Below are 20,331 nucleotides of genomic sequence, written 5' to 3' on the forward strand. Positions count from 1 at the left end.
GTCATGACGAACCCCTCGACGTTGTACCGCGGCGGAATGTTGCACTGTCCGGCGGAGCCGACCGCGACGGCGCTGCTGGTGGCGGACGGCCGGATCGCCTGGTTGGGCGCGGGCGCGGACGCGCCGGCCGCGGACCGGGTGGTGGAGCTGGGTGGGGCGCTGGTGACGCCGGCGTTCGTGGACGCGCACGTGCACGCCACGGACACCGGGTTGGTGCTGTCGGGGCTGGATCTGTCGGCGGTGCGGTCGGCGGGTGAGTTGCTGGCGGCGGTGTCGGCGTTCGCGGCGGGGTTGCCGGCGGACGGGGTGTTGCTGGGGCACGGTTGGGACGAGTCGACGTGGTCGGAGCGGCGGTTGCCGGACGCGGCGGAGTTGGACCGGGCGGCGGGTGGCCGGCGGGTGTACCTGTCGCAGGCGTCGATCCATTCGGCGTTGGTGTCGGCGGCGTTGCTGGCGGCGTGTCCGGAGGCGGCGGTCCAGCCGGGTTTCGACGCGTCGGGTTGGTTGCGCCGGGACGCGCACCACGTGGTGCGGGCGGCGGCGCGGGCCGGGGTGACCCGGGCGCAGCGGGTGGCGGCGCAGCGGGTGGCGTTGGCGCACGCGGCGTCGGTGGGGATCGCGGCGGTGCACGAGTGCGGTGGTCCGCAGATCTCCGACGAGGAGGACTTCACCGCTCTGTTGGGCGTCTCGGGGGCGGGTCTGCCGGAGGTGTACGGGTACTGGGGTGAGTTGTCGGGGGCGGCGCGGGCCCGGGAGCTGGGTGCGGTGGGCGCGGGTGGTGACCTGTTCGCGGACGGGGCGTTGGGGTCGCGGACGGCGCACGTGTCGCGGGACTACCTGGACGGCGACGGCTGCGGGCACGGTTACCTGAGCGCGGAGCAGGTGCGTGACCATCTGGTGGACTGCGCGGCGCACGGGATGCAGGGCGGGTTCCACGCGATCGGTGACGCGGCGATCGCGACGGTGCTGGAGGGGTTCGCGGCGGCGGCGGCGCGGCTGGGCACGGACCGGTTGCGGGCGGCCCGGCACCGGGTGGAGCACGCGGAGATCATGAGCAAGCGGTTGATCGCGGGGTTCGTGGAGTACGGGATCGTGGCGTCGATGCAGCCGGCGTTCGACCGGTTGTGGGGTGGCGCGGGTCGGATGTACGAGTCGCGGTTGGGGTTGGACCGGTCGTGGGAGTCGAACCCGATGGGTGCGATGCACTCGGTCGGGGTGGCGTTGGCGTTCGGGTCGGATTCGCCGGTGACGCCGTTGGATCCGTGGGGGTCGGTGCGGGCGGCGGTGGCGCACCACAATCCGGCGCAGCGGATGAGTGTGCGGGCGGCGTTCGCCGCGCACACCCGGGGTGGTTGGCGGGCGGTGCACCTGGACAGCGAGGGTGTGATCGCGAAGGGCGCGCCGGCGACGTTCGCGGTGTGGGACACCCCGGCGGGCGCGGAGCGGGGTCTGCCGGTGTTGCAGGCCGAGGATCCGGAGTTGCGGGGCGCGGGGGATCCGACGCCGTTGCCGACGTGCCGGGCCACGGTGCTGCGCGGTGAGGTCATCTATGAGGAAGGCGGGTCGTGAGCGAGCTTGCGAGCGGACCATCGGTACGGCGTGACGGCGTGACCGGGAAGCTTGATCTGGATCCGGCGCTGGTGGCGCGGGCGCGGGAGTTGGCGCGCCGGGCGGGCCGGCCGGTGGTGGACCTGGCGCGTAGCCACACCACGGTGTCGGTGGAGCGGGCGGTGTTGCGGCTGGCCGGGGTGGCCGGCGCGGATCCGGACGGTATTCCGTGGGTGAACCGGCTGGTGGACGCGGTGGTGGCGGACGTGGGGCTGGGTCACGGGGTGGCCGCGCCGGTGTTCGACGCGCTGGTCCGGGAGCAGCTCGACGACGTGACGTTGCTGGCGCAGAAGGCGGCGGCGGGGTCGGTGCGCTTCGGGCAGCCGACCGGTAAGGCGGCCACGGCGGCGCGCCGGGCCGCCCGCAGGGCGGTGGCCGGGGGGATCCGGCAGGTGGACCAGCGGCGGGCCGAGCGGGACCGGCTGGTGAAGCGGTACGGGGATCCGAAGCAGCGGCCGTGGATCTACCTGATCGTGGCGACCGGGGACATCTACGAGGACATTCCGCAGGCGCAGGCGGCGGCGCGGGCGGGCGCGGACGTGATCGCGGTGATCCGCTCGACGGGGCAGTCGTTGCTGGACTACGTGCCGGAGGGGGCGACCCGGGAGGGTTTCGCCGGGACGTACGCGACGCAGGAGAACTTCCGGTTGATGCGGGCGGCGTTGGACGAGACGTCGAAGGAGTTGGGCCGGTACGTGCGGCTGACGAACTACGCGTCGGGGTTGTGCATGCCGGAGATGGCGACGCTGGCCGGCCTGGAGCGGCTGGACATGATGTTGAACGATTCGATGTACGGGATCCTGTTCCGGGACATCAATCCGATCCGCACGTTCGTGGACCAGCGGTTCTCCCGGCAGGTGCACGCCCGGGCGGGGATCATCATCAACACCGGTGAGGACAACTACCTCACGACCGCGGACGCGGTCGAGGAGGCGCACACGGTGACGGTGTCGCAGCTGCTGAACGAGTACTTCGCGCACGAGGCGGGGTTGGCGGACTGGCAGTTGGGGTTGGGGCACGCGTTCGAGATCAACCCGGACGTGCCGGAGTCGTTCCGGCTGGAGTTGGCGCACGCGTTGCTGGCGCGGGAGTTGTTCCCGGACGCGCCGTTGAAGTGGATGCCGCCGACGAAGCACATGACCGGGGACGTGTTCCGGGGGAACCTGTTGGACGGGTTCTTCAACCTGGTGGGCACGATGACCGGGCAGGGCATCCTGCTGGTGGGGATGATGACCGAGGCGGTGGTGACGCCGTGGTTGTCGGACCGGGACATCGCCCTGCAGAACGTGCGGTACGTGTTGGGCGCGGCGGGCGGGTTGCACGAGGACTTCGTGCCGGCGCCGGGCGGGTTCATCCAGCAGCGGGCGAACCGGGTGCTGGGTGAGGCGATCGACCTGTTGGAGCGCATCGGTGACCAGTCGTTGTTGACGGCTATCGCCGAGGGCACGTTCGGCATCATGAAGCGGCCCGCGGACCGGGGCAAGGGCCTGGCCGGGGTGGCGCGGCACGAGGCCGACTACTACAACCCGGCCACCGAGATCCTGGAGCAGCCGGCATGAGCGAACGCACCGAGCGGAGCGAGGGCCGTGAGCGCATGCCCGATCAGCCCCGCATGAGCGAACGCACCGAGCGGAGCGAGGGCCGTGAGCGCATGCCCGATCAGTCCCGCATGAGCGCCGTGGAGTCCGGCGGCGCGACCGTCGACAAGAAGATCGTCCGGCCGTACGGGGACACCACCGGTGACGGCATGGTGCAGGTGTCGTTCACGTTGCCGGTGCCGCACGACAAGCGGGCCGAGGGCGCGGCGATCCAGCTGGCGAACAAGATGGGCATCGACCCGGCGATGCTGGTGCACGCGAAGCCGATGAGTGACGGGTTCACCTTCTTCGTGGTGTACGGGCGGGTGAACCACCTGGTGGACCTGGCCGCGGTGCAGGTGGTGGAGCGGGACTTCCCGCTTTTGAGCGCCAAGGAGGTCAACTCGGTGGTGAAGCAGAAGCTGCGCCGGAAGCTGTCGGTGGTGGGGGCGTGCATCGGCACGGACGCGCACACCGTGGGCATCGACGCGATCCTGAACGTGAAGGGCATCGCGGGGGAGAAGGGCCTGGAGTACTACCGGGAGTTGAAGGTCACCAACCTGGGCGCGCAGGTCAGCGTGCCGGAGCTGGTGGAGGCGGCCCGGGTGGAGCGGGCCGACGCGGTGCTGGTGTCGCAGGTGGTCACCCAGCGCGACGCGCACCTGCACAACACCCGGGAGATGTCGGCGGCGTTCCGGGAGGCGATGCCGGCGGGGAAGCGGCCGTTGCTGATCGTGGGCGGGCCGCGGTTCGACGAGACGATGACCGGTGAGCTGGGCGTGGACCGGATCTTCGGTCGGGGCACCACCCCCGGTGAGGTGGCGTCCTACCTGGTGCACGCGTTGGTGACGAACAAGAAGGCGAGAGCATGAGCGAGCAGGATCCCCGGTCGGGTCTGACCGTCACCCACCGCCGGTACGTGCCGTACGCGCACGCCCACTACGCGGGGAACCTGGTCGACGGGGCGTACGCGTTGGGGTTGTTCGGTGACGTGGCCACCGAGGTGTGCATCCGCACCGACGGCGACGAGGGGTTGTTCGCGTCGTACTCGGACGTGCAGTTCCGGGCGCCGATGAAGGCCGGTGACGTGCTGGAGGTGACCGCCACGGTGACCCGGGTGGGCACCCGCAGCCGCACCATCGACTTCGTCGCGCGGGTGGTGTGTCGGGGCCGGCCGGGCGAGTCGGAGTCCGCCGCCGAGGTGCTGGACCCGCCGATCGTGGCGGTCACCGCGACCGGCACGGTGGTCGTCCCGCCCACCCCGTGAGCGCGAGGAGGCGGCACCGCGTGAGCGCGACGATGGACAGCACCGCGTGAGCGTCGCGGTCTGCGCGGACGTCGGGTCCACGTACACCAAGGTCGCGGTGGTGGACCTGGACGCCGGCCGGCTGGTCGCGGCGGCGTCCGCGCCGACCACGGTGGGCACGGACGTGCTGCACGGGCTGGACGCCGCGGTCGCGGCGGCCACCGCCGGTCTCGGTGTCCGCGACGTGCCGCTGTACGTGTGTTCGTCGGCCGGTGGTGGGCTGCGGCTGGCGGTGATCGGGTACGAGCCGCTGGTGACCGCGCAGGCCGGCCGGCGGGTGGGCCTGTCGGCCGGGGCGAACGTGGTGCACGTGGCCGCCGGTCGGTTGGGCGCGGCGGAGCTGGCCGCGTTGCGGGCGGCCCGCCCGGACGTGGTGCTGCTGGTCGGTGGCACCGACGGCGGTGACGCCGACACGTTGACGCACAACGCGACCCGGTTGGCGCGGGCCCGGTGGCGGGTGCCGGTGGTGCTGGCCGGCAACGTCGACGTCCGCGCCGACCTGCACGCGCTGCTGGCCGGCGCGAAGGTGCCGGTGACGGTGGCGGAGAACGTGCTGCCGCGGATCGGGGTGCTGGCGCCGGCGTCGGCGCGGGCGGCGATCCGGGAGGTGTTCCTGCGGCACGTGATCGGCGGGAAGCGGCTGTCGCGGGGGACCCGGTTCGCGCGGCTGGTGCGGGCGGCCACCCCGGACGCGGTGCTGACCGGGGTGGAGGTGCTCGCCGACGCGCTCGGCGGTGACCTGGCGGTGGTGGACGTGGGTGGCGCCACCACCGACGTGTACTCGGTGCTCACCCCGGACGAGCGGGCCACCGGGCCGGGTCGGGAGGTCGCCGGGACGCTGTGGCGGGCCCGCACGGTGGAGGGCGACCTGGGCATGCGGTGGTCCGCCCCCGGGGTGGTCCGCGCCGCGGTGGAGGAGCGCCTGCTGGGCGCGGACGAGTCGGCGGGTCTGGCTGCGGCGGCCGAGGCGCGGGCGGCCGACCCGGGGTTCCTACCCGGCGACGAGCGGGCGCGGGCGGTGGACGCCCGGATCGCCGCGCTGGCGGCGACGGTGGCGTTGCGCCGGCACGCCCGGGGCGCGGCCACCGGGGAGCGCGCCGGCCGGGACCTGCGGGACGTGCGGCTGCTGGTGGGTTCAGGCGGGGTGCTGCGGCACGCCGACCCGGTCGGCGCGGCGGGGGTGCTGGCGGCGGTGCTGGCCGACCACGCGGGCGGGTGGGCGCTGCCCCGGGCGGCCCGGCCGGTGGTGGACGTCGACTACGTGCTGGCCGCCGGCGGGCTGCTCGCCGGGGACCATCCGGAGGCGGCCCGGGCGTTGCTGCGCCGGCATCTCGGCGCGGATTCCGGGCCCGCCGACGCGACACGCCGTGTCGCAACACACGCCGGGCCCGGGGCGGGTTGACAGCGGATGGGGGGCAGGCCGTACCGTCTTTGAGTCCTACCACGGGAAAGCGGTTGTTGTTCGCTTCGTCCCTTCGTCCGCTGGCCGAGCGACACGGTGCACTCTCGTCGCGGCGGCCAGGTCCAGCGGGCGGGGGTCGGCGGGGCGGCGCGAACCGACCGCGGTCACGGTGCACGGGCAGGGACGTGAGGCACGGCCAGTAGACAACGGCCGGGCGTGGGCAGCCAGTCCACGTCGGGTCGGTCCGAAGGTCGGCGCCGATCGTTCTCGCCGCACCGGCCGGGAAGGGCCTGGGAGCGTCGGGGCGCGGCTGAGGAGGCCGCGCCCCGATTTTCGTCTCCGGTCTCGGGGTGCCGTGGCCGGTCAGGCAGGATCGGCGCCCGGCCGGGTAGCCTTCGGCGCGTGATCGTGGTGAGGTGCCGGTGACGACGCTCGACCGGGACGAGGCGCGTACCCCCGACGTGGCGCGGCCGCTGGCCGTGGCCGCGCCGCTGCCGCTGCGGGTGGCGGCGCCGCTGGCGGTGGCCGCCGGAGTGGCGCTGCTGCTGGCGTTCCCCCCGTACGGGCTGTGGCCGCTGGCCCCGGTCGGGGTGGCGGCGCTCGGCGCGGCCGTGCACCGGCGGCGGCTGCGCGCCGGCGCCGGCCTGGGGTTCCTGGCCGGGGTGGCGCTGTTCGCGCCGCTGCTGGAGTGGACCAACCTGCACACCGGTTACCTGCCGTGGGTGCTGCTGTCGCTGCTGCAGGCCGGCTACCTGGCGCTGCTGGGCGCCGCCACCGCCTGGGTGTCGCCGCTGGTCGACCGGTGGCGGTGGGCGTGGCCGGCGGTCACCGGGCTGCTCTGGGTGGGGCAGGAGGCGCTGCGCGGGCGGGCCCCGTTCGGCGGGTTCCCGTGGGGGCGGCTGGCGTTCGGTCAGGACGGCTCACCGCTGCTGGGGCTGGCCCGGCTCGGCGGCGCCCCGCTGATCACCCTCGCCGTCGCGGTGCTCGGCGGGTTGCTGCTGGCGGCCGCTTGGCGCCGCCCGCCCGGCCGGGACCCGCGCGCCTGGGCGCCGGTGGCGGTGCTCGCCGCCGTGGCCGTGGTGGTGACCTGCGCCGGCCTGCTGGTGCCCACCGGGGGCGGCGGCGGGCGGCGGATCACCGTCGCCGTGGTGCAGGGCAACGTGCCGCGGCTGGGGCTGGACTTCAACGAGCAGCGGCAGGCGGTGCTCAACAACCACGCCGACGCCACCATCGAGCTGGCCGCCCAGGTGACCGCCGGCGCCCGACCCCACCCCGACCTGGTGGTGTGGCCGGAGAACTCCTCCGACATCGACCCGCTGCGCAACCCGGGGGCCGGGGCGCGGATCTCCGCCGCCGCCGACGCGATCGGCGCGCCGATCCTGGTCGGCGCGGTGCTGCTCGGCCCCGGCGCCGGCCAGGTCCGCAACGCCGGCATCCTGTGGCGGCCGGGCGCCGGGCCGGACCTGGACCAGCTGTACACCAAGCGGCACCCGGTGCCGTTCGCCGAGTACGTGCCGCTGCGGCGCATCGCCCGGGCGGTCAGCTCCCAGGTCGACCGGGTCCGCGCCGACTTCGTCCCCGGCGCCACCGCGGGCGTTCTCGACGCCGGCCCGGCCGTGCTCGGCGACGTGATCTGCTTCGAGGTCGCCTACGACGGGCTGGTCCGGGACACCGTCGACGGCGGCGCCCAGCTGCTGGTGGTGCAGACCAACAACGCCACCTTCGACGTCGCCGAGGCCCGCCAGCAGTTGGCCATGGTGCGGGTACGCGCGGTTGAGCACGGTCGGGACGCCCTGATGGCCTCCACGGTCGGAGTGTCCGGGTTCGTGACCCCGGACGGGCGGGTAAGCGGCGCGACCGGGTTCAACACCCGCGCGGTGGTGCTGCGGCAGGTGGCGCTCACCGACGGGCGTACCCCGGCCAGCCGGGCCGGGGTGTGGCCGGAGGCGGCCCTCGCCGGGGCGGCCGTCCTGCTGCTGGTCGGCGCGGCGGTGCTGCGCCGGGCCGGCCGGCGGGAGGCCGACGCCGGCTGAGGCGCGGCCCCGCCGGTCGCCCCGGGACGATGCGGAGGATGCGGTGGGCAGCGGAACGGGCGACGTCCCCGGGGTGGGCCGGGTGCTGGTGGTGATCCCCACCTACAACGAGGCCGACAACGTCACCGAGGTCGTCGCCGGGGTCCGGGCCGCCGCGCCGGCCGTGGACATCCTCGTAGCCGACGACAACAGCCCCGACGGCACGGGCGTGCTGGCCGACGCGATGGCCGCCACCGACCCGCAGGTGCACGTGCTGCACCGCCGGGGCAAGGAGGGCCTGGGCGCGGCGTACCTGGCGGGGTTCGCGTGGGCGCGGGAGCGCGACTACGACGCGGTGGTGGAGATGGACGCCGACGGTTCGCACGCCCCCCGGGACCTGCCGACGCTGCTGGCCGCCGCTCGCGACGCGGACGTGGTGATCGGGTCCCGGTGGACCGGCGGGGCGCGGGTGCTGAACTGGCCGCTGTACCGGCTGCTGCTGTCGCGCGGCGGCAACCTGTACGCGCGGCTGGCGTTGGGCATGCCGGTGTCCGACGCCACCGGCGGCTACCGGGTGTACCGGGCGGCCGCGTTGAAGGCGATGGAGCTGGAGTCGGTCTGCTCGCAGGGCTACTCGTTCCAGGTGGAGCTGTCCCGGTTGGCGCACCGCAGCGGCGCCCGGATCGTGGAGGTGCCGATCACGTTCGCCGAGCGGGAACGCGGTGCCAGCAAGATGAGCCCGCTGATCGTCGCCGAGGCGCTGTGGCGGATCACCACCTGGGGGCTGCGGGACCGGTGGCCCCGCCGGCCGCGGCGCGGCCACGACCGGTGGCCGTGAGCGGCGGCGTGTCATGCTGGAAGGGCGGGATGTCCATCGCCCCGGAGCGTGTCCGCCGGGCGCCCGCGCGACGGATGAGGTGAGATGCGCCGTTACCTGAGGTTCGTGCCGCCGGCCCTGCTGCTGGGGGTGCTGCTGGAGCTGGCCGTGTTCGTCGGCGTGGGGCACCTGATCGGGTACGGCCCGGCGGTGCTGCTGGCGTTCGCGGCGTCCCTGCTGGGGCTGGTGCTGCTGCGCCGCGAGGGCCTGCGGGCCTGGCGGGGTTTCCGGGCGTCGGTGGAGTCCCGCCAGCCGCCCGGCCGGCAGGTCACCGACGGGTTCGTCGGTCTGCTTGGCGCCCTGCTGCTGGCCGCCCCCGGCCTGATCAGCGGGGTGGTGGGCCTGCTGCTGCTGGTGCCGCCGGTGCGCCGGCTGGCCCGCAGCGGGGTGCAACGTGCCGCGGAGCGCCGGGTGTCCTCGATGACCGCCGCCGACCTGTTCGGGCCCCGCCGGGTGCGGGTGCGCCGGGGCGCGCCGACCGGGGAGCCCCCGGCCGAGCCCGAGGCGCCGCCGACCGTGGTCGACGGCGGGCGGGCCATCGAGGGTGAGATCGTCGAACCCCGCCCCTGAGCACCGACACACGACGGCGCCCCCGGGAAGCTCTCCCCGGGGGCGCCGGCTTGTCGTCGCTCAGGCGCGGCCGCGGCGGGTACGGACCTCGTGCAGCCGCTCGGCGAGGATGTCCTCCAGCTCGGCGATGGAGCGCCGCTCCAGCAGCATGTCCCAGTGCGTGCGCGGCGGCTTGGCCTTCTTCTGCTCCGGCTCGGTGCCGTCGACCAGCCGGGCGACGCTGCCGTCGAACTTGCACTCCCAGGTCGTGGGGACCTCGGCGTCGACGGCGAACGGCACCTCGAACTGGTGGCCCTTGGCGCAGAGGTACTCGCGGGTCTGGCGCGGCGCGAGCTCCGTGTTGCGGTCGGACTCGTAGCTGACCGCGCCCAGCCGGCTACCGCGCAGCATCCGCTCGCCCATGATCGACTTCCCCTCGCTCGTGGTGCTGGTCTCCCGGTGCAACGACCGGTGGCCGCCGGGGCATTCCCACCCCGGTGGGTGGTCCGGCCCCGTTGCCCCTGCAAGGGTAGCCCGACACCCGGCACGACCGGCGAGGTCGTCCCGGCGCGGGACGTAATCACCGGGAGTGTTTCGGCGCGCACCGGGGATGTCCCCTGCACCACGTGACGGAGGTGACGATGAGCGGTGCCACGCCGGTCGACGCTCGGCCGCCGGCGGGGAAGACCTTCTTCGGTCACCCGCGCGCCCTGTCGACCCTGTTCCTCACCGAGATGTGGGAACGGTTCAGCTTCTACGGGATGCGAGCCATCCTGGTGCTGTACCTGACCGCGTCGGTCGCCGACGGTGGGCTGGCCATCGGGGAGTCCAGCGCCAACGCCGTGTACGGCACGTACAACGCGATGGTCTACCTGATGGCGCTGCCCGGCGGGTGGGTCGCCGACCGGCTGGTCGGGGCCCGGCGCAGCGTGCTGTGGGGCGGCGTGGTGATCGCCGTCGGTCACTACGTGATGGCGATCCCCGCCCGGTGGAGCGTGTTCGCCGGGATGGCGCTGATCGTGCTCGGCACCGGGCTGCTCAAACCCAACATCTCCACCATGGTCGGCGGCCTGTACGACCGGGACTCCCCGCGCCGCGACGCCGGCTTCTCGATCTTCTACATGGGCATCAACCTGGGCGCGTTCCTCGCCCCGCTGGTCACCGGCTTCCTCGGCGAGAAGATCAACTGGCATCTCGGGTTCGGGGCGGCCGCGGTCGGAATGACCTTCGGGGTGCTGCAGTACGTGCTGGGCCGGCGTAACCTCGGCGACGCCGGTGACCGGCCCGCCGACCCGCTGCTCGGCGTGGACCGGCGGCGGGCGCTGACCCGCGCCGGAATCGGCGTGCTCATCCTCGTGGTGGTGCTGGTGGTGCTCGCCGTCACCGGGCTGTTCACCGTCGACACCGTGGTCAACCTGCTCGCCGTCGTCACCGTGGTGGTCACCGTCGGGTACTTCGCCCGGATCCTCACCGACCGGGAGATCAGCCCCACCGAACGGTCCCGGATGAAGGCGTACGTGTGGCTGTTCGTGTTCGCCGCCTCGTTCTGGCTGATCTACGACCAGGCCGGCTCGGTGCTGAACATCTTCGCCGCCGACAACACCGACCGCAACGCGTTCGGGTTCACCTTCCCCGCGTCCTGGCTGCAGTCGGTCAACCCCATTCTGATCATCATCGGGGCGCCGCTGGCGGCGTGGCTGTGGCTGCGGCTCGGCCACCGGGTCTCCACCCCGGTGAAGTTCGCCGTCGGCCTGGTCCTCAACGGCCTGTCGTTCGTGCTGATGGCCGCCGCTGCGCGGGCCGCCGTGGGCGGGAACCTGGTCTCCCCGTGGTGGCTGGTCGCCGTCTACGCCATCCAGGTCGCCGGTGAGCTGTCGCTGAGCCCGGTGGGCCTGTCCGCCACCACCCGACTCGCCCCGGTCAAGTACGCCAGCCAGGTGATGGGCCTGTGGTTCCTGGCCACCGCCGTCGGCGACGCGATCGGTGGGCAGGTGGCCCGGCTCGCCGACACCTGGCCCCAACCGACGTACTTCCTCACCTTCGGGTTGGCGTCGGTGGGCCTCGGGCTCGGGGCGGTGATGTTCACCCGGCACATCTCCCGGCTGATGGCCGGCATCCACTGACCGACCCCGGGCCGCCTGTCACCGCCGGACCGCGCGGGGACCCTCAGCCCGGCGGTACGGCGGTAGCATCCGCGCCATGGCCCCCACCAGCACCACGCACCGCGGCGCCTGCCCCCTGGACTGCCCGGACACCTGCACCTGGCAGCTCACCGTCACCGACGGCCGGGCGGTGGCGCTGCGCGGCGACCCGGACCACCCGTTCACCCGGGGCGCGCTGTGCGGCAAGGTCAACCGCTACCTGGACGCGGTCAACGGCCCCGACCGGCTCACCGAGCCACTGGTCCGGGTCGGGCCCAAGGGCGCCGGGCCGGTGGCGTACCGCCCGGCCAGCTGGGACGAGGCCCTCGACCGGGCCGCCGCCGGGCTGCGCGCCAGCATCGACCGGCACGGGCCGCAGTCGATCCTGCCCTACTACCTCGCCGGCACCATGGGCCTGGTGCAGGGCTGGACGCTGGGCCCGCGACTGTTCGCGCACCTCGGCGCGTCCCGGCTGCGCACCACCATCTGCACCGCGGCGTCCAACGCCGCGCTCGGCTCGCTCTACGGCGCGTCCGTCGGCTTCGAACCCGAGTCGATCGTGGACGCCAAACTGATCGTGCTGTGGGGCGCGAACCTGCTCTCGACCAACCTGCACCACTGGCCGTTCGTGCGCGAGGCGCGGGCCCGCGGCGCGTACCTGGTCACCATCGACCCGCTGCGCACCGACACCGCCGCCCGCAGCGACGAGCACCTGGCGCCGCTGCCCGGCACCGACGCGGCACTCGCCCTCGGGCTGATGCGGCACGTGCGCGACCTGGGCGCCGCCGACCGGGAGTGGCTGGCGGCGCACACCACCGGCTGGGACCGGCTGGAGGCCCGCCTCGACCAGTGGCCCGTCGAGCGGGCCGCCGCCGAGTGCGGCCTCGACCCCGCCGTCGTACGCCGCCTCGGCGAGCGGATCGCCACCACCCGACCCACCGCGATCCGGGTCGGCCTCGGCCTGCAACGGCACGCCGGCGCCGGGCAGGCCGTCCGGGCGATCTGCGCGCTGCCGCTGGTCACCGGGGACTTCCGCTACCCGGGTGGCGGGGCGCTGTGCACCACCAGCGGGCACCACACCATCGACGAGGGTCCGCTGGCCACCCCGCCGGGCATGCCCGCCCCACCGGCCCGGTCGATCAACATGAGCCGGCTCGCCGCCGCGCTGACCGGCGAGGCCGACCCGCCGGTCACCTCGCTGGTGGTGTTCGACGCGAACCCGGCCGCCACCATCCCGGACCAGAACCGGCTGCGCGCCGGCCTGGTCCGCACCGACCTGTTCACCGTGGTGCTGGAACAGCGCTGGACCGACACCTGCGACTGGGCCGACGTGGTGCTGCCGGCCACCATGCAACCGGAACACCTCGACCTGCACACCTCGTACGGCCACCACTACGCCACCCTCAACCTGCCGGCCGTCACCCCGCCCGGCCAGGCGCTGCCGAACACGGAGATCTTCCGCCGGCTCGCCGACGCCCTCGGGCTGGACCATCCGCGGCTGCGCGACAGCGACGAGGAGCTGGCCCGACAGCTGCTCGACGGCACCGGCCTCACCCTGGAGGAGCTGACCGAGCGCACCTACGCCCGGGCCACCGGGGTGCGTGCCGGCGACGCCCCGTACGCGGACGGGGGTTTCCCGACCCGCGACGGGCGCGCCCGGCTGTACGACCCGATGCTCACCGCGCAGGGCGTCGACCCGCTGGTCGGGTACACCCCGCCGGCCGAGGTCGCCGACCCGGAGCTGGCCCGCCGGTTCCCGCTGGCGCTGATCTCCCCGGCCGGCCGGTTCTTCCTGAACTCCACGTTCGCGTCGCTGCCCTGGCACCGGGACCGCACCGGCCCGCCCCGCGTCCACCTGCACCCCGACGACGCGGCAGCCCGCGGGCTGGTCGACGGCGACCAGGCGCGGGTGCACAACGACCGGGGGGAGTTCCTCGCCACCGTGGCCGTCGACGACGCCACCCGGCCCGGCCTGGCGTTCACCTACAAGGCGTACTGGGCGCGGCTGAGCCCGGGCGGCAGCACCGTCAACGCGGTCACCGGTGTCCGGGACACCGACCTGGGCGGCGGCCCCACGTTCCACGACACCCGGGTCGAGGTGACCCCCGCCGCCGGCTGACCGTGGCCGGCGGCGCCGCCGGCCGAAGCGGGAGGCCGGCCGGCGGTGGAGACCGCGGGCGCGGCTCAGCCGGATCCGGTGGCCGAACCCAGCCGGGCCAGCGCCGACGCCAGATCGCTGACCTGGTCGGCGAGCTGCCCGGCCCGCCGCTGGGCGGCGTCCCGGTCGTCCTGCGCGGCGCGCAACCGGGCCTCCAGCTCGCCCAGCCGGGCCTGCACGGCCGCGTCGGCCTGCCGCGCCGCCGCCAGCTGCGCGGCGTGCGCGTCGCGCTGGGCGCCCGCCGCGGCCAACTCCTCGCGGGCCCGGGCCGCGGTCGCCGCCGTCTCCTGCCGGGCCGCCTCGGCGGCGGCGAGCGCGGCGTCCCGGTCGCGGTGGGCGCCCTCGACGTCCGCGCGGGCCCGCGCGGTCTCCGCCCGGGCGGCGTCGGCGTCGGCACCCGCCCGGCGGGCTTCCTCCCGGGCGGCGTCGGCGTCGGCACCCGCCCGGGTCACCTCCGCCGCCGCGTGTTCGGCCCGCCGCAGCGCCTCCCCGGCCGCGGCGGTGGCCCGCTGCGCGTCGGCGCGGGCCGCGTCGCGTTCGGTGCCCAGCTCGGCGGCCCGCTGCCGTTCGGCGTCCCGCTCGGCGCGCAGCGTCCGCACCTCGTGCCGGGCGGCGTCCCGGTCCCGTTCGGCCTGCACCCGCAGCGCCTCCGCGGCACTGGCGTCGGCGCGGGCCGCGTCCCGCGCGGTCTCCGCCCGGCCGGCACGGGACAGCGCCTCTGCCTCCGCCACCGCCGCCTGCTCGGCCGCGCGCGCCGCGGTGTCCCGGTCGGCGGTCGCGGCGCGGGCCTCCTGCGTGGCCCGGGTGGCGTCCGCGGCGGCCGCGTCGGCGTCGGCCCGGGCGTCGTCGCGCTCGGTGTGGGCCTGCGCCACCTGCGCGGCGGTCTCGGCGCGCAGCTGGGCCAACTGCCGCTCCACCCCGATCGGGGACAGCTCGGCGTGCAACGCCTCGGTCAGCGTGTCGACGATCTGGTCGAGCCGGTCGACCGCCTCCCAGGTGCGCGCCACCTGCCCCGGCAGGCCGGGAGCGTTGCGGTGCCGCATCCGCAAGTTGCGGGAGGCGCGCTGGCAGGCGCCGTCGTTGTCCCGGCAGTACCGGAACGGGCGGCCGGCGCCGGCGCGCTGCGGCACCTCCCGTCCACAGTGGGCACACGGGCGGGTGTCGGCGGCGGCGGGCTGGGCGTCCATCGAGGGCGAAGTCTAGTGCGGGCCCCCGACGACCCGGCCACGCAGATCGGCGGCCTCGTCCGGCCGTACCCGTGGGGTCCGCCGACGCGGGGGGTGTCGCGGCGGCGCGGGACGGGCGAGACTGCTCGGATGTCCACCACGCTGCGGGTGACCGCGACCCTCGCCGCCCCCGAGCTCGTGCTGCGGCCGTGGCGCGCCGACGACGTGCCCGCGCTGCTCGACGCCTACCGCGACCCGGAGCTGCTGGCCCGCACCCGGCGGCCGGTGGCCACCCCCGCGCAGGCCCGCCGGTGGATCGACCGCGCCCGGCAGGGCTGGGCAGCGGATCGCTCGTTCAACTTCGCTGTCTGCGAGACGGTGCCGGGGACCGACGCGCGCCCCCTGGTCGCCTGCGTGGTGGTCAAGGACGTCCGGCCGGGCCGGCCCGACGCCGAGGTGGGCTACTGGACGGCCGCCCCGGCCCGCGGCCGGGGGGTGGCGCCGCGCGCCCTGGACGCGGTCAGCCGGTGGGCGTTCACCCGGTTCGCCGCGGTCGGCCTGACCCGCCTCGACCTGCTGCACCAGGTGGACAACGTGGCGTCCTGCCGGGTCGCCGAGAAGGCCGGGTACGACTTCGTCGAGGTGCTGCCCGCCCGGCCGCCGTTCCCGCTCGACGGTCACCGACACGTCCGCCTTCGGGGCTGAGCCGGGCTGCATACTGCACCAATGGCACTGCGGTACTGCCCGGACCCGGGACCCGCCGACTGGCTCGCCCGATCCGGTACGCCCCCGGCACAGTTGATCACGTTTGGGCCGGCCGGCCACGAGGCGTACGCGCGGCTGCGGTTCATTCCCGACCCGACTGGCCCCGGCCAGCTCGAGACCGACGCGGTCGTACCCGACGACCACTCCTCGGACCTGGCGCAGACCGGCCGGGCACTGCGCCTGCTCGCCGGGTTCACGGCCACCCCCGAGGTGTGCTGGTTCTGCCTCTGGGAGGGCTACGCCGACGCCCCGTTGCCGCCGGCGGTGCGGCACGGGCCGCTGGTGGAGCTGCCGCACCGCCGCTACGCCCTGCTGCGCGGGGCGCTGTCCGACATCGACGACTGGGCGGCGCGGCTCGGCGACGGGCAGGTCATCGCGCCGCCGGCGTTCATCTGGCCGGCCGACCACGCGTGGTGCGTCGCCAGTGACGTCGACCCACACTGGGCCGGTGTCGGCGCCTCCCGGGCGGCCGTGGACGCACTGGTCGCCGACCCGATGCTGGACGTCGTGACGGCGGACCCGGCGGCTGACCAGCCCCGCTACCGCTGACCGGGGCGCCGGTGGACGCGCCCGCGCCCGAGCGTCAGCCGCCCACCAGGAACAGCGCCCCGGCGACGACCAGCCCCGCCTCGACCAGCACCACGAACATCCGGTCGCTGATCCGCGCCACGATCCGCCGGCCGGCCGCCGCGCCCAGCAGGGTGGCCGGCGTCAACGCGGCGCCGAGCAGCAGCACCTGCCCGCTCAGCAGCCCACCGGCCGCGTAGCCGGTGAGCTTCGCCAGGTGCAGGGTCACCGCACCGGCCGCCTCGGTCCCCACGTACGCGGCCCGGGTCAGCCCGTACGCCAGGAAGAACGGTGCGGTCAGCGGGCCGACCGAGCCCAGCAGCGCCGACCCCAGGCCGGACGCCGCGCCGACCGCCACGAACGTCCGGTCACCGGGCCGCCCCGGGCGCGGCCCCCACCGCCGCCAGGCGACCACCCCCAGCAGGAACACCCCGAGCAGCCGCTTCAACGCGGCCAGCGGGGCGTGCGCCAGCAGCAGCGCCCCGGCCAGCGCCAGCGGCACCGCGCCGAGCGCGAACCGGCCGACCAGCCGGCAGTCCAGCTCCCGCCGGTTGAGCCAGACCCGGGCGCCGTTGCTGGCCAACTGCGCCAACGTCAGCACCGGCACCGCCACCCGCAACCCGAACAGCGCGGCGAACACCGGCAGCAACAACACCCCACCCCCGAAACCGGTCACCGCGGACAGCAACGCCAGCGCTCCCGCGGCGGCCGAGGCGACCAGCAGCTCCTCGACGACGGTCACGACGCCGGCGGTACGGGGTCCACCCGCGCCGGGCCGAGCAGCCGCAGCAGCAGGCGCGGCTCACCGGGCCAGGCGGCCAGCAGCACCTCGCGGGGCACCTGCCGGCCGGCGTACCGCAGCGCCAGGGCGACCACCACGATGTCGTCCAGCGGCCCGATCACCGGCAGGAACTCCGGGATCAGGTCGATCGGGCTGGCCAGCCACACCCCGGCTACCACGATCGCGATCTTCGCCTTCCGGGGCACCCGCGGGTCGGCGCGCAGCCGCCGTACCGTGGTCAGGCAGTCCGGGATGAACGCGGCCAGATCGCGCAGGATGCCCGGCGGGAGCCGCCGGGCCAGCAGCACCAGCAGCGCCCAGCTGGCCAGCAGGCAGGCCACCGCCGCCCCGAGCCCGATCAGCCAGTCCCGCAGCACGGTGCCCCTCCCTCGCCGGTCCGCCCCGGCGCGGCCCTGCCGGGAATGTAGCCCCGCGTCGTCGCCCGGGGAATGCCGGCCGGCACCGGCGCGCTGAACCGACGCGGCCCGGATACGGTGGAGCGGGAGGTGGGCTACGGTGAGCAACGCCTGGGAGGCGGCGGTCGAGGCGAAGATCCGCACCGCCGTGGACAGCGGCGAGTTCGACAACCTGCCCGGCATGGGCAAGCCGATCCCCGGCCGGGACACCCCCTACGACGAGGCGTGGTGGATCAAGAGCTTCCTGGAGCGGGAGAAGCTCCCCTCCGACCTGCTGCTGCCCACCCCGCTGCAGCTGCGCCGCCGGATCGAGCAGGTGCCCGACGAGGTGCGGGACCTGCCCACCGAGGAGTCCGTCCGGGCGTACGTGGCGGTGTTGAACGCCGAGGTCGTCGCCTGGCTGCGCAACCCGACCGGGCCGCGCGTGGTGGTCCGGCCGGTGAACGTCGAGGAGGTGCTGCGCGGCTGGCGCGAGCACCGGTCGCGACCCGCGCCGCCCACGACGGCGCGCGACGCGACCCCGGTCGCCTTGGCGCCGCCCCGCCGGCGCCGGCGGTGGCGGCTGGCCTGGTGGCGCCGCAGCTGAGCGGGGCTCAGGGCAGCGCGGCCCGCCAGCTCCAGGTCGAGCGCTGCGACCGGCCGTCCCACTCCACCCGGCCGGTCAGCCACAGCAGCACGTCCGCCGGTGGGCCGGACGGGGCGTCGGGGAACAGCCGGCGCAGCACCCCGGCGCACGGATCGGCCGGCGGCCGCCAGGGCAGGTCCAGCCCGCGGGTGATGTCGTGGGTGTGCAGCAGGGTCTCCGCCACTCCCATCGCCGCGAAGCCGCCCGGATCACACGGACCCCAGTGCCAGGCGCGCAGGTCCGCGGGCGCGGCGTCCACCGCCGCCGCCAGCAGCCCACCCGCGGCGGTCACCACCTCAAGCACCCGCGCCGGCGGGGCGTCGGCGCGTACCCGCAGGTCGAACGGCAGGTAGTCGCCGTCCGGGCGGGCCGCGACCTGGCCGGCGTACGCGGCCAGGTCGTGCGCGACGTGCGCGGCGGTCGTCCAGCAGGACCACTCCAGGCCGCCGGCGGGCACGGTCCAGTCCCGACCGGTGTACGGCCCGAGCACGCCGACCATCTCGGCCACCGCGGCCCGCACGTGCCCCCCGGTCATCCCGACCGGTGGCTGGGCGACGTCACCGATGATGTCCATGCGACGCATCCTGCCCGCCGACCGTGGTGCCGTGTTGCCCGTCGCAACTGGCGGACCGGTCAGGTTCTCTCGTCATCGCGCTGAAGACCGGCCGCACCCCGAGATCAGGTCCTGTCGCGCTGACGGCGGGCTTCGATGTCGCGCAGCACGTCGGGGTCCCACTGGCCGGCGTTCCAGTCGTCGCTGGTCGGTGTGGGCGACAGCGGCCAGGCCCGGTCCTGCCCGGTGACCGGTGCGTAGTGTCCGGCCACGACCCGGTCGACCTGGTCGATCAGCCGCAGGACCCGCGCCCGGCTGTGCAGCACTCCCCCCACCAGCGCGGCGGCCCCGAGGGTACGCAGGGCCGCTCGGCCGAACAGAACCTCCGGGGAGTCGTGATCAGTGGCCAACCAGGCCGTGGCGGCGCTGAGGAAGAGGCAGGCGGAGAAGACGCGTGTGCCCCAGTGGCGGCTGTAGGAGCGGCCGGGGGAGCCGTGCGCCTCGGCGAGCTGGCGGGTGCCGCGGCCCCAGATCAGGCCGCTGATCACCAGGCCGATGACGGCGACCAACAGCACGAGGTTGGCCAGGACGAAGGCGCCGGCTGCCCCGGTGCCGGACGGGGGCAGCGGCCGGGCCCGGTCGCTCAGGGCGTTGCCGAGGACGGCCGAGGTGATCGCGGCTACGGCGAAGAGGATGGCGAACCCGACCACGAACCCGGTCGCGACGTCCCAGCCTGTCGTCCTGGGCGCGGGCGGAGGCGCCGAGGACCGGCAGCTGTGGCCCTGGCCGGGGTGTTCGAGTTCGGTTCCGCATCTCGTGCAGTGCACAGTGTTCTCCAAGAACGGCGCGGCGGAGACTTCGGCAGGTCGGTCGAGCCGGGTACCGCGTATCGGGTCGCCCGGGAGAAAGGAGTCGCCCGGCGCAGAGGATCATGCCCGTTCGGTGCCCTTCCGGCGACCCCGCGTTCCGCGGGAGGCTCCCGACGGGCGGCACCGGCCGGTCAGGCGTCGGGACGCCTCAGGTCGTCCGGCGTTGGTAGCGTCCCGACATGGAGTCGCGGACGATCCCCGTGGGCGGGGCGACCCTGCACGTCGGCGTGACGGGCCACGGCCCCGACGTCGTCGTCCTGAGCGGCGGCCCTGGTTGCGTGCAGTACCTGGAACGCGACGACCTCGCGCCGCGGGGACATCGCGTCTGGTATCCCGAACCGCGCGGCGTGGGCCGTTCCGGCGGCGGCCCGCACACCATGGAAGAGGCGATCGCCGACCTGGAGGGCATCCGTGAAGCGGTCGGCGTCCGCAGGTGGATCGTGGTGGGCCACTCCTGGGGTTGCGACCTGGGTGTGCGTTACGCGGTCGAGCACCCGCGGGCGGTGGCCGCGCTGGTCGGCGTCGCCGGGCGGGGTCCGCAGCGTGACCGCACGTGGTCCGAGGCCTACGAGTCGGGCAAGGCCGCCGCGCCCACCGACGCCTGCGCCACCTGGTGACCTCCTCCACCCGAAGCCACGCGCGGTCGGAAGAACCGGCCCGCCGGATCGGGTGAGCCTTCTCCACCGGCGTGCCACGCCAGCCTCCGGTCGTTCGCCCGAGATCTGATGCCACGTCTGTCCCGACCTCGTCCACACCTCACGGTTTTTACCGGATAACCATTACCGGTAATTCAATAAATTACGGCGACAATTCGGTCATATGGAGCACGCACCATAATGACTGTTCTGTTGTTTACTGGCTTGGAGGTTGGGATTGGCCCTCGGGTGGCAACTGTCCCGTACTAGCGAAGTTGAGATGTGCCACTGAGGTTTGCGGTGTTGGCCCGTCTATCTGCGCTC

General features: G+C 74.9%; 20 protein-coding genes. 14 read left to right on the forward strand and 6 right to left on the reverse strand.

Annotation, left to right across the window (positions count from 1 at the left end; all coding sequences use genetic code 11):
- Positions 1-3 precede the first annotated feature (3 nt).
- The 8 genes from ACFY3U_RS13345 (at position 4) to ACFY3U_RS13380 (ending at position 9,352) form a co-directional block, all read left to right on the forward strand.
- Positions 4-1,569 carry an amidohydrolase gene (locus ACFY3U_RS13345; RefSeq protein WP_387199840.1) on the forward strand — a complete coding sequence of 522 codons (1,566 nt, stop codon included), beginning with the start codon at positions 4-6 and terminating at the stop codon, positions 1,567-1,569.
- Positions 1,570-1,607: 38 nt separating this feature from the next.
- Positions 1,608-3,167 (forward strand): lysine 5,6-aminomutase subunit alpha, encoded by a 1,560-nt coding sequence (locus ACFY3U_RS13350; protein ID WP_387199842.1) that lies wholly within the window; start codon positions 1,608-1,610, stop codon positions 3,165-3,167.
- A gap of 110 nt (positions 3,168-3,277) precedes the next feature.
- Complete coding sequence (locus ACFY3U_RS13355) at positions 3,278-4,057, forward strand: OAM dimerization domain-containing protein (RefSeq protein WP_387199845.1); 780 nt, start codon at positions 3,278-3,280, stop codon at positions 4,055-4,057.
- Positions 4,054-4,452 (forward strand): hotdog domain-containing protein, encoded by a 399-nt coding sequence (locus tag ACFY3U_RS13360; protein ID WP_387199848.1) that lies wholly within the window; start codon positions 4,054-4,056, stop codon positions 4,450-4,452. The genes ACFY3U_RS13355 and ACFY3U_RS13360 overlap by 4 nt, the downstream gene beginning before the upstream one ends.
- Positions 4,453-4,498: 46 nt before the next feature.
- Entirely contained in the window at positions 4,499-5,893 is a 1,395-nt protein-coding gene (locus ACFY3U_RS13365) for a glutamate mutase L (RefSeq protein WP_387199851.1), read from the forward strand.
- Between the two features lie 422 nt (positions 5,894-6,315).
- Positions 6,316-7,926: an apolipoprotein N-acyltransferase gene (gene lnt / locus ACFY3U_RS13370; protein WP_387199958.1), complete on the forward strand. Its 1,611-nt coding sequence runs from the start codon at positions 6,316-6,318 to the stop codon at positions 7,924-7,926.
- A 43-nt stretch (positions 7,927-7,969) separates the two neighbouring features.
- A complete protein-coding gene (locus tag ACFY3U_RS13375) occupies positions 7,970-8,743 on the forward strand; it encodes a polyprenol monophosphomannose synthase (RefSeq protein WP_387199854.1) in 774 nt (257 codons plus the stop codon).
- An 84-nt stretch (positions 8,744-8,827) separates the two neighbouring features.
- On the forward strand, positions 8,828-9,352 hold the full coding sequence (locus tag ACFY3U_RS13380; RefSeq protein WP_387199857.1) for an FxsA family protein: 525 nt from the start codon (positions 8,828-8,830) through the stop codon (positions 9,350-9,352).
- A 60-nt stretch (positions 9,353-9,412) separates the two neighbouring features.
- Here the strand turns inward: ACFY3U_RS13380 and ACFY3U_RS13385 are convergent, their stop codons facing one another.
- Positions 9,413-9,754 (reverse strand): RNA polymerase-binding protein RbpA, encoded by a 342-nt coding sequence (locus ACFY3U_RS13385; RefSeq protein ID WP_387199860.1) that lies wholly within the window; start codon positions 9,752-9,754, stop codon positions 9,413-9,415.
- A 218-nt stretch (positions 9,755-9,972) separates the two neighbouring features.
- Here ACFY3U_RS13385 and ACFY3U_RS13390 point away from each other — a divergent pair, with 218 nt between their 5' ends.
- On the forward strand, positions 9,973-11,454 hold the full coding sequence (locus ACFY3U_RS13390; protein ID WP_387199862.1) for a peptide MFS transporter: 1,482 nt from the start codon (positions 9,973-9,975) through the stop codon (positions 11,452-11,454).
- Between the two features lie 76 nt (positions 11,455-11,530).
- The gene (locus ACFY3U_RS13395) at positions 11,531-13,591 is read left to right on the forward strand and encodes a molybdopterin-dependent oxidoreductase (RefSeq protein ID WP_387199865.1); all 2,061 of its coding nucleotides are present in this window, start codon (positions 11,531-11,533) and stop codon (positions 13,589-13,591) included.
- A 65-nt stretch (positions 13,592-13,656) separates the two neighbouring features.
- Here the strand turns inward: ACFY3U_RS13395 and ACFY3U_RS13400 are convergent, their stop codons facing one another.
- Positions 13,657-14,817 (reverse strand): hypothetical protein, encoded by a 1,161-nt coding sequence (locus tag ACFY3U_RS13400; protein WP_387199867.1) that lies wholly within the window; start codon positions 14,815-14,817, stop codon positions 13,657-13,659.
- A gap of 129 nt (positions 14,818-14,946) precedes the next feature.
- On the opposite strand from ACFY3U_RS13400, the gene ACFY3U_RS13405 reads away from it, so the two are divergent.
- Both ACFY3U_RS13405 and ACFY3U_RS13410 read left to right on the forward strand, forming a co-directional pair.
- A complete protein-coding gene (locus ACFY3U_RS13405) occupies positions 14,947-15,501 on the forward strand; it encodes a GNAT family N-acetyltransferase (protein ID WP_387199870.1) in 555 nt (184 codons plus the stop codon).
- 21 nt (positions 15,502-15,522) lie between these two features.
- Positions 15,523-16,110 (forward strand): hypothetical protein, encoded by a 588-nt coding sequence (locus ACFY3U_RS13410; protein WP_387199873.1) that lies wholly within the window; start codon positions 15,523-15,525, stop codon positions 16,108-16,110.
- Between the two features lie 34 nt (positions 16,111-16,144).
- Here ACFY3U_RS13410 and ACFY3U_RS13415 read toward each other — a convergent pair whose 3' ends face one another.
- Together ACFY3U_RS13415 and ACFY3U_RS13420 are read right to left on the reverse strand one after the other, a co-directional pair.
- On the reverse strand, positions 16,145-16,870 hold the full coding sequence (locus tag ACFY3U_RS13415) for a sulfite exporter TauE/SafE family protein (protein ID WP_387199876.1): 726 nt from the start codon (positions 16,868-16,870) through the stop codon (positions 16,145-16,147).
- Positions 16,867-17,283, reverse strand: a complete 417-nt coding sequence (locus tag ACFY3U_RS13420) for a YkvA family protein (protein ID WP_387199961.1) — start codon at positions 17,281-17,283, stop codon at positions 16,867-16,869. The genes ACFY3U_RS13415 and ACFY3U_RS13420 overlap by 4 nt, the downstream gene beginning before the upstream one ends.
- Before the next feature lie 142 nt (positions 17,284-17,425).
- Here ACFY3U_RS13420 and ACFY3U_RS13425 point away from each other — a divergent pair, with 142 nt between their 5' ends.
- On the forward strand, positions 17,426-17,911 hold the full coding sequence (locus tag ACFY3U_RS13425) for a DUF1992 domain-containing protein (RefSeq protein WP_387199879.1): 486 nt from the start codon (positions 17,426-17,428) through the stop codon (positions 17,909-17,911).
- Positions 17,912-17,918: 7 nt separating this feature from the next.
- On the opposite strand, the gene ACFY3U_RS13430 is transcribed toward ACFY3U_RS13425, so the two are convergent.
- Both ACFY3U_RS13430 and ACFY3U_RS13435 read right to left on the reverse strand, forming a co-directional pair.
- A complete protein-coding gene (locus tag ACFY3U_RS13430) occupies positions 17,919-18,485 on the reverse strand; it encodes a maleylpyruvate isomerase N-terminal domain-containing protein (RefSeq protein WP_387199963.1) in 567 nt (188 codons plus the stop codon).
- Between the two features lie 143 nt (positions 18,486-18,628).
- Positions 18,629-19,213, reverse strand: coding sequence for a hypothetical protein (locus ACFY3U_RS13435; RefSeq protein ID WP_387199882.1), 585 nt, complete (start codon positions 19,211-19,213; stop codon positions 18,629-18,631).
- A 338-nt stretch (positions 19,214-19,551) separates the two neighbouring features.
- On the opposite strand from ACFY3U_RS13435, the gene ACFY3U_RS13440 reads away from it, so the two are divergent.
- On the forward strand, positions 19,552-19,989 hold the full coding sequence (locus ACFY3U_RS13440; RefSeq protein ID WP_387199885.1) for an alpha/beta fold hydrolase: 438 nt from the start codon (positions 19,552-19,554) through the stop codon (positions 19,987-19,989).
- Positions 19,990-20,331 lie beyond the last annotated feature (342 nt).

The sequence above is a fragment of the Micromonospora sp. NPDC000089 genome, from assembly GCF_042899365.1.
Lineage (GTDB): Bacteria > Actinomycetota > Actinomycetes > Mycobacteriales > Micromonosporaceae > Micromonospora.

What these genes read in the sequence shown, in the direction of transcription:
- ACFY3U_RS13345 (WP_387199840.1), top strand. Translation starts at nt 4, where the DNA reads ATGACGAACCCCTCGACGTTGTACCGCGGCGGAATGTTGCACTGTCCG.
- ACFY3U_RS13355 (WP_387199845.1), top strand. Translation starts at nt 3,278, where the DNA reads ATGAGCGCCGTGGAGTCCGGCGGCGCGACCGTCGACAAGAAGATCGTC.
- ACFY3U_RS13360 (WP_387199848.1), top strand. Translation starts at nt 4,054, where the DNA reads ATGAGCGAGCAGGATCCCCGGTCGGGTCTGACCGTCACCCACCGCCGG.
- ACFY3U_RS13380 (WP_387199857.1), top strand. Translation starts at nt 8,828, where the DNA reads ATGCGCCGTTACCTGAGGTTCGTGCCGCCGGCCCTGCTGCTGGGGGTG.
- ACFY3U_RS13385 (WP_387199860.1), bottom strand. Translation starts at nt 9,754, where the DNA reads ATGGGCGAGCGGATGCTGCGCGGTAGCCGGCTGGGCGCGGTCAGCTAC.
- ACFY3U_RS13390 (WP_387199862.1), top strand. Translation starts at nt 9,973, where the DNA reads ATGAGCGGTGCCACGCCGGTCGACGCTCGGCCGCCGGCGGGGAAGACC.
- ACFY3U_RS13395 (WP_387199865.1), top strand. Translation starts at nt 11,531, where the DNA reads ATGGCCCCCACCAGCACCACGCACCGCGGCGCCTGCCCCCTGGACTGC.
- ACFY3U_RS13400 (WP_387199867.1), bottom strand. Translation starts at nt 14,817, where the DNA reads ATGGACGCCCAGCCCGCCGCCGCCGACACCCGCCCGTGTGCCCACTGT.
- ACFY3U_RS13405 (WP_387199870.1), top strand. Translation starts at nt 14,947, where the DNA reads ATGTCCACCACGCTGCGGGTGACCGCGACCCTCGCCGCCCCCGAGCTC.
- ACFY3U_RS13410 (WP_387199873.1), top strand. Translation starts at nt 15,523, where the DNA reads ATGGCACTGCGGTACTGCCCGGACCCGGGACCCGCCGACTGGCTCGCC.
- ACFY3U_RS13430 (WP_387199963.1), bottom strand. Translation starts at nt 18,485, where the DNA reads ATGACCGGGGGGCACGTGCGGGCCGCGGTGGCCGAGATGGTCGGCGTG.
- ACFY3U_RS13440 (WP_387199885.1), top strand. Translation starts at nt 19,552, where the DNA reads ATGGAGTCGCGGACGATCCCCGTGGGCGGGGCGACCCTGCACGTCGGC.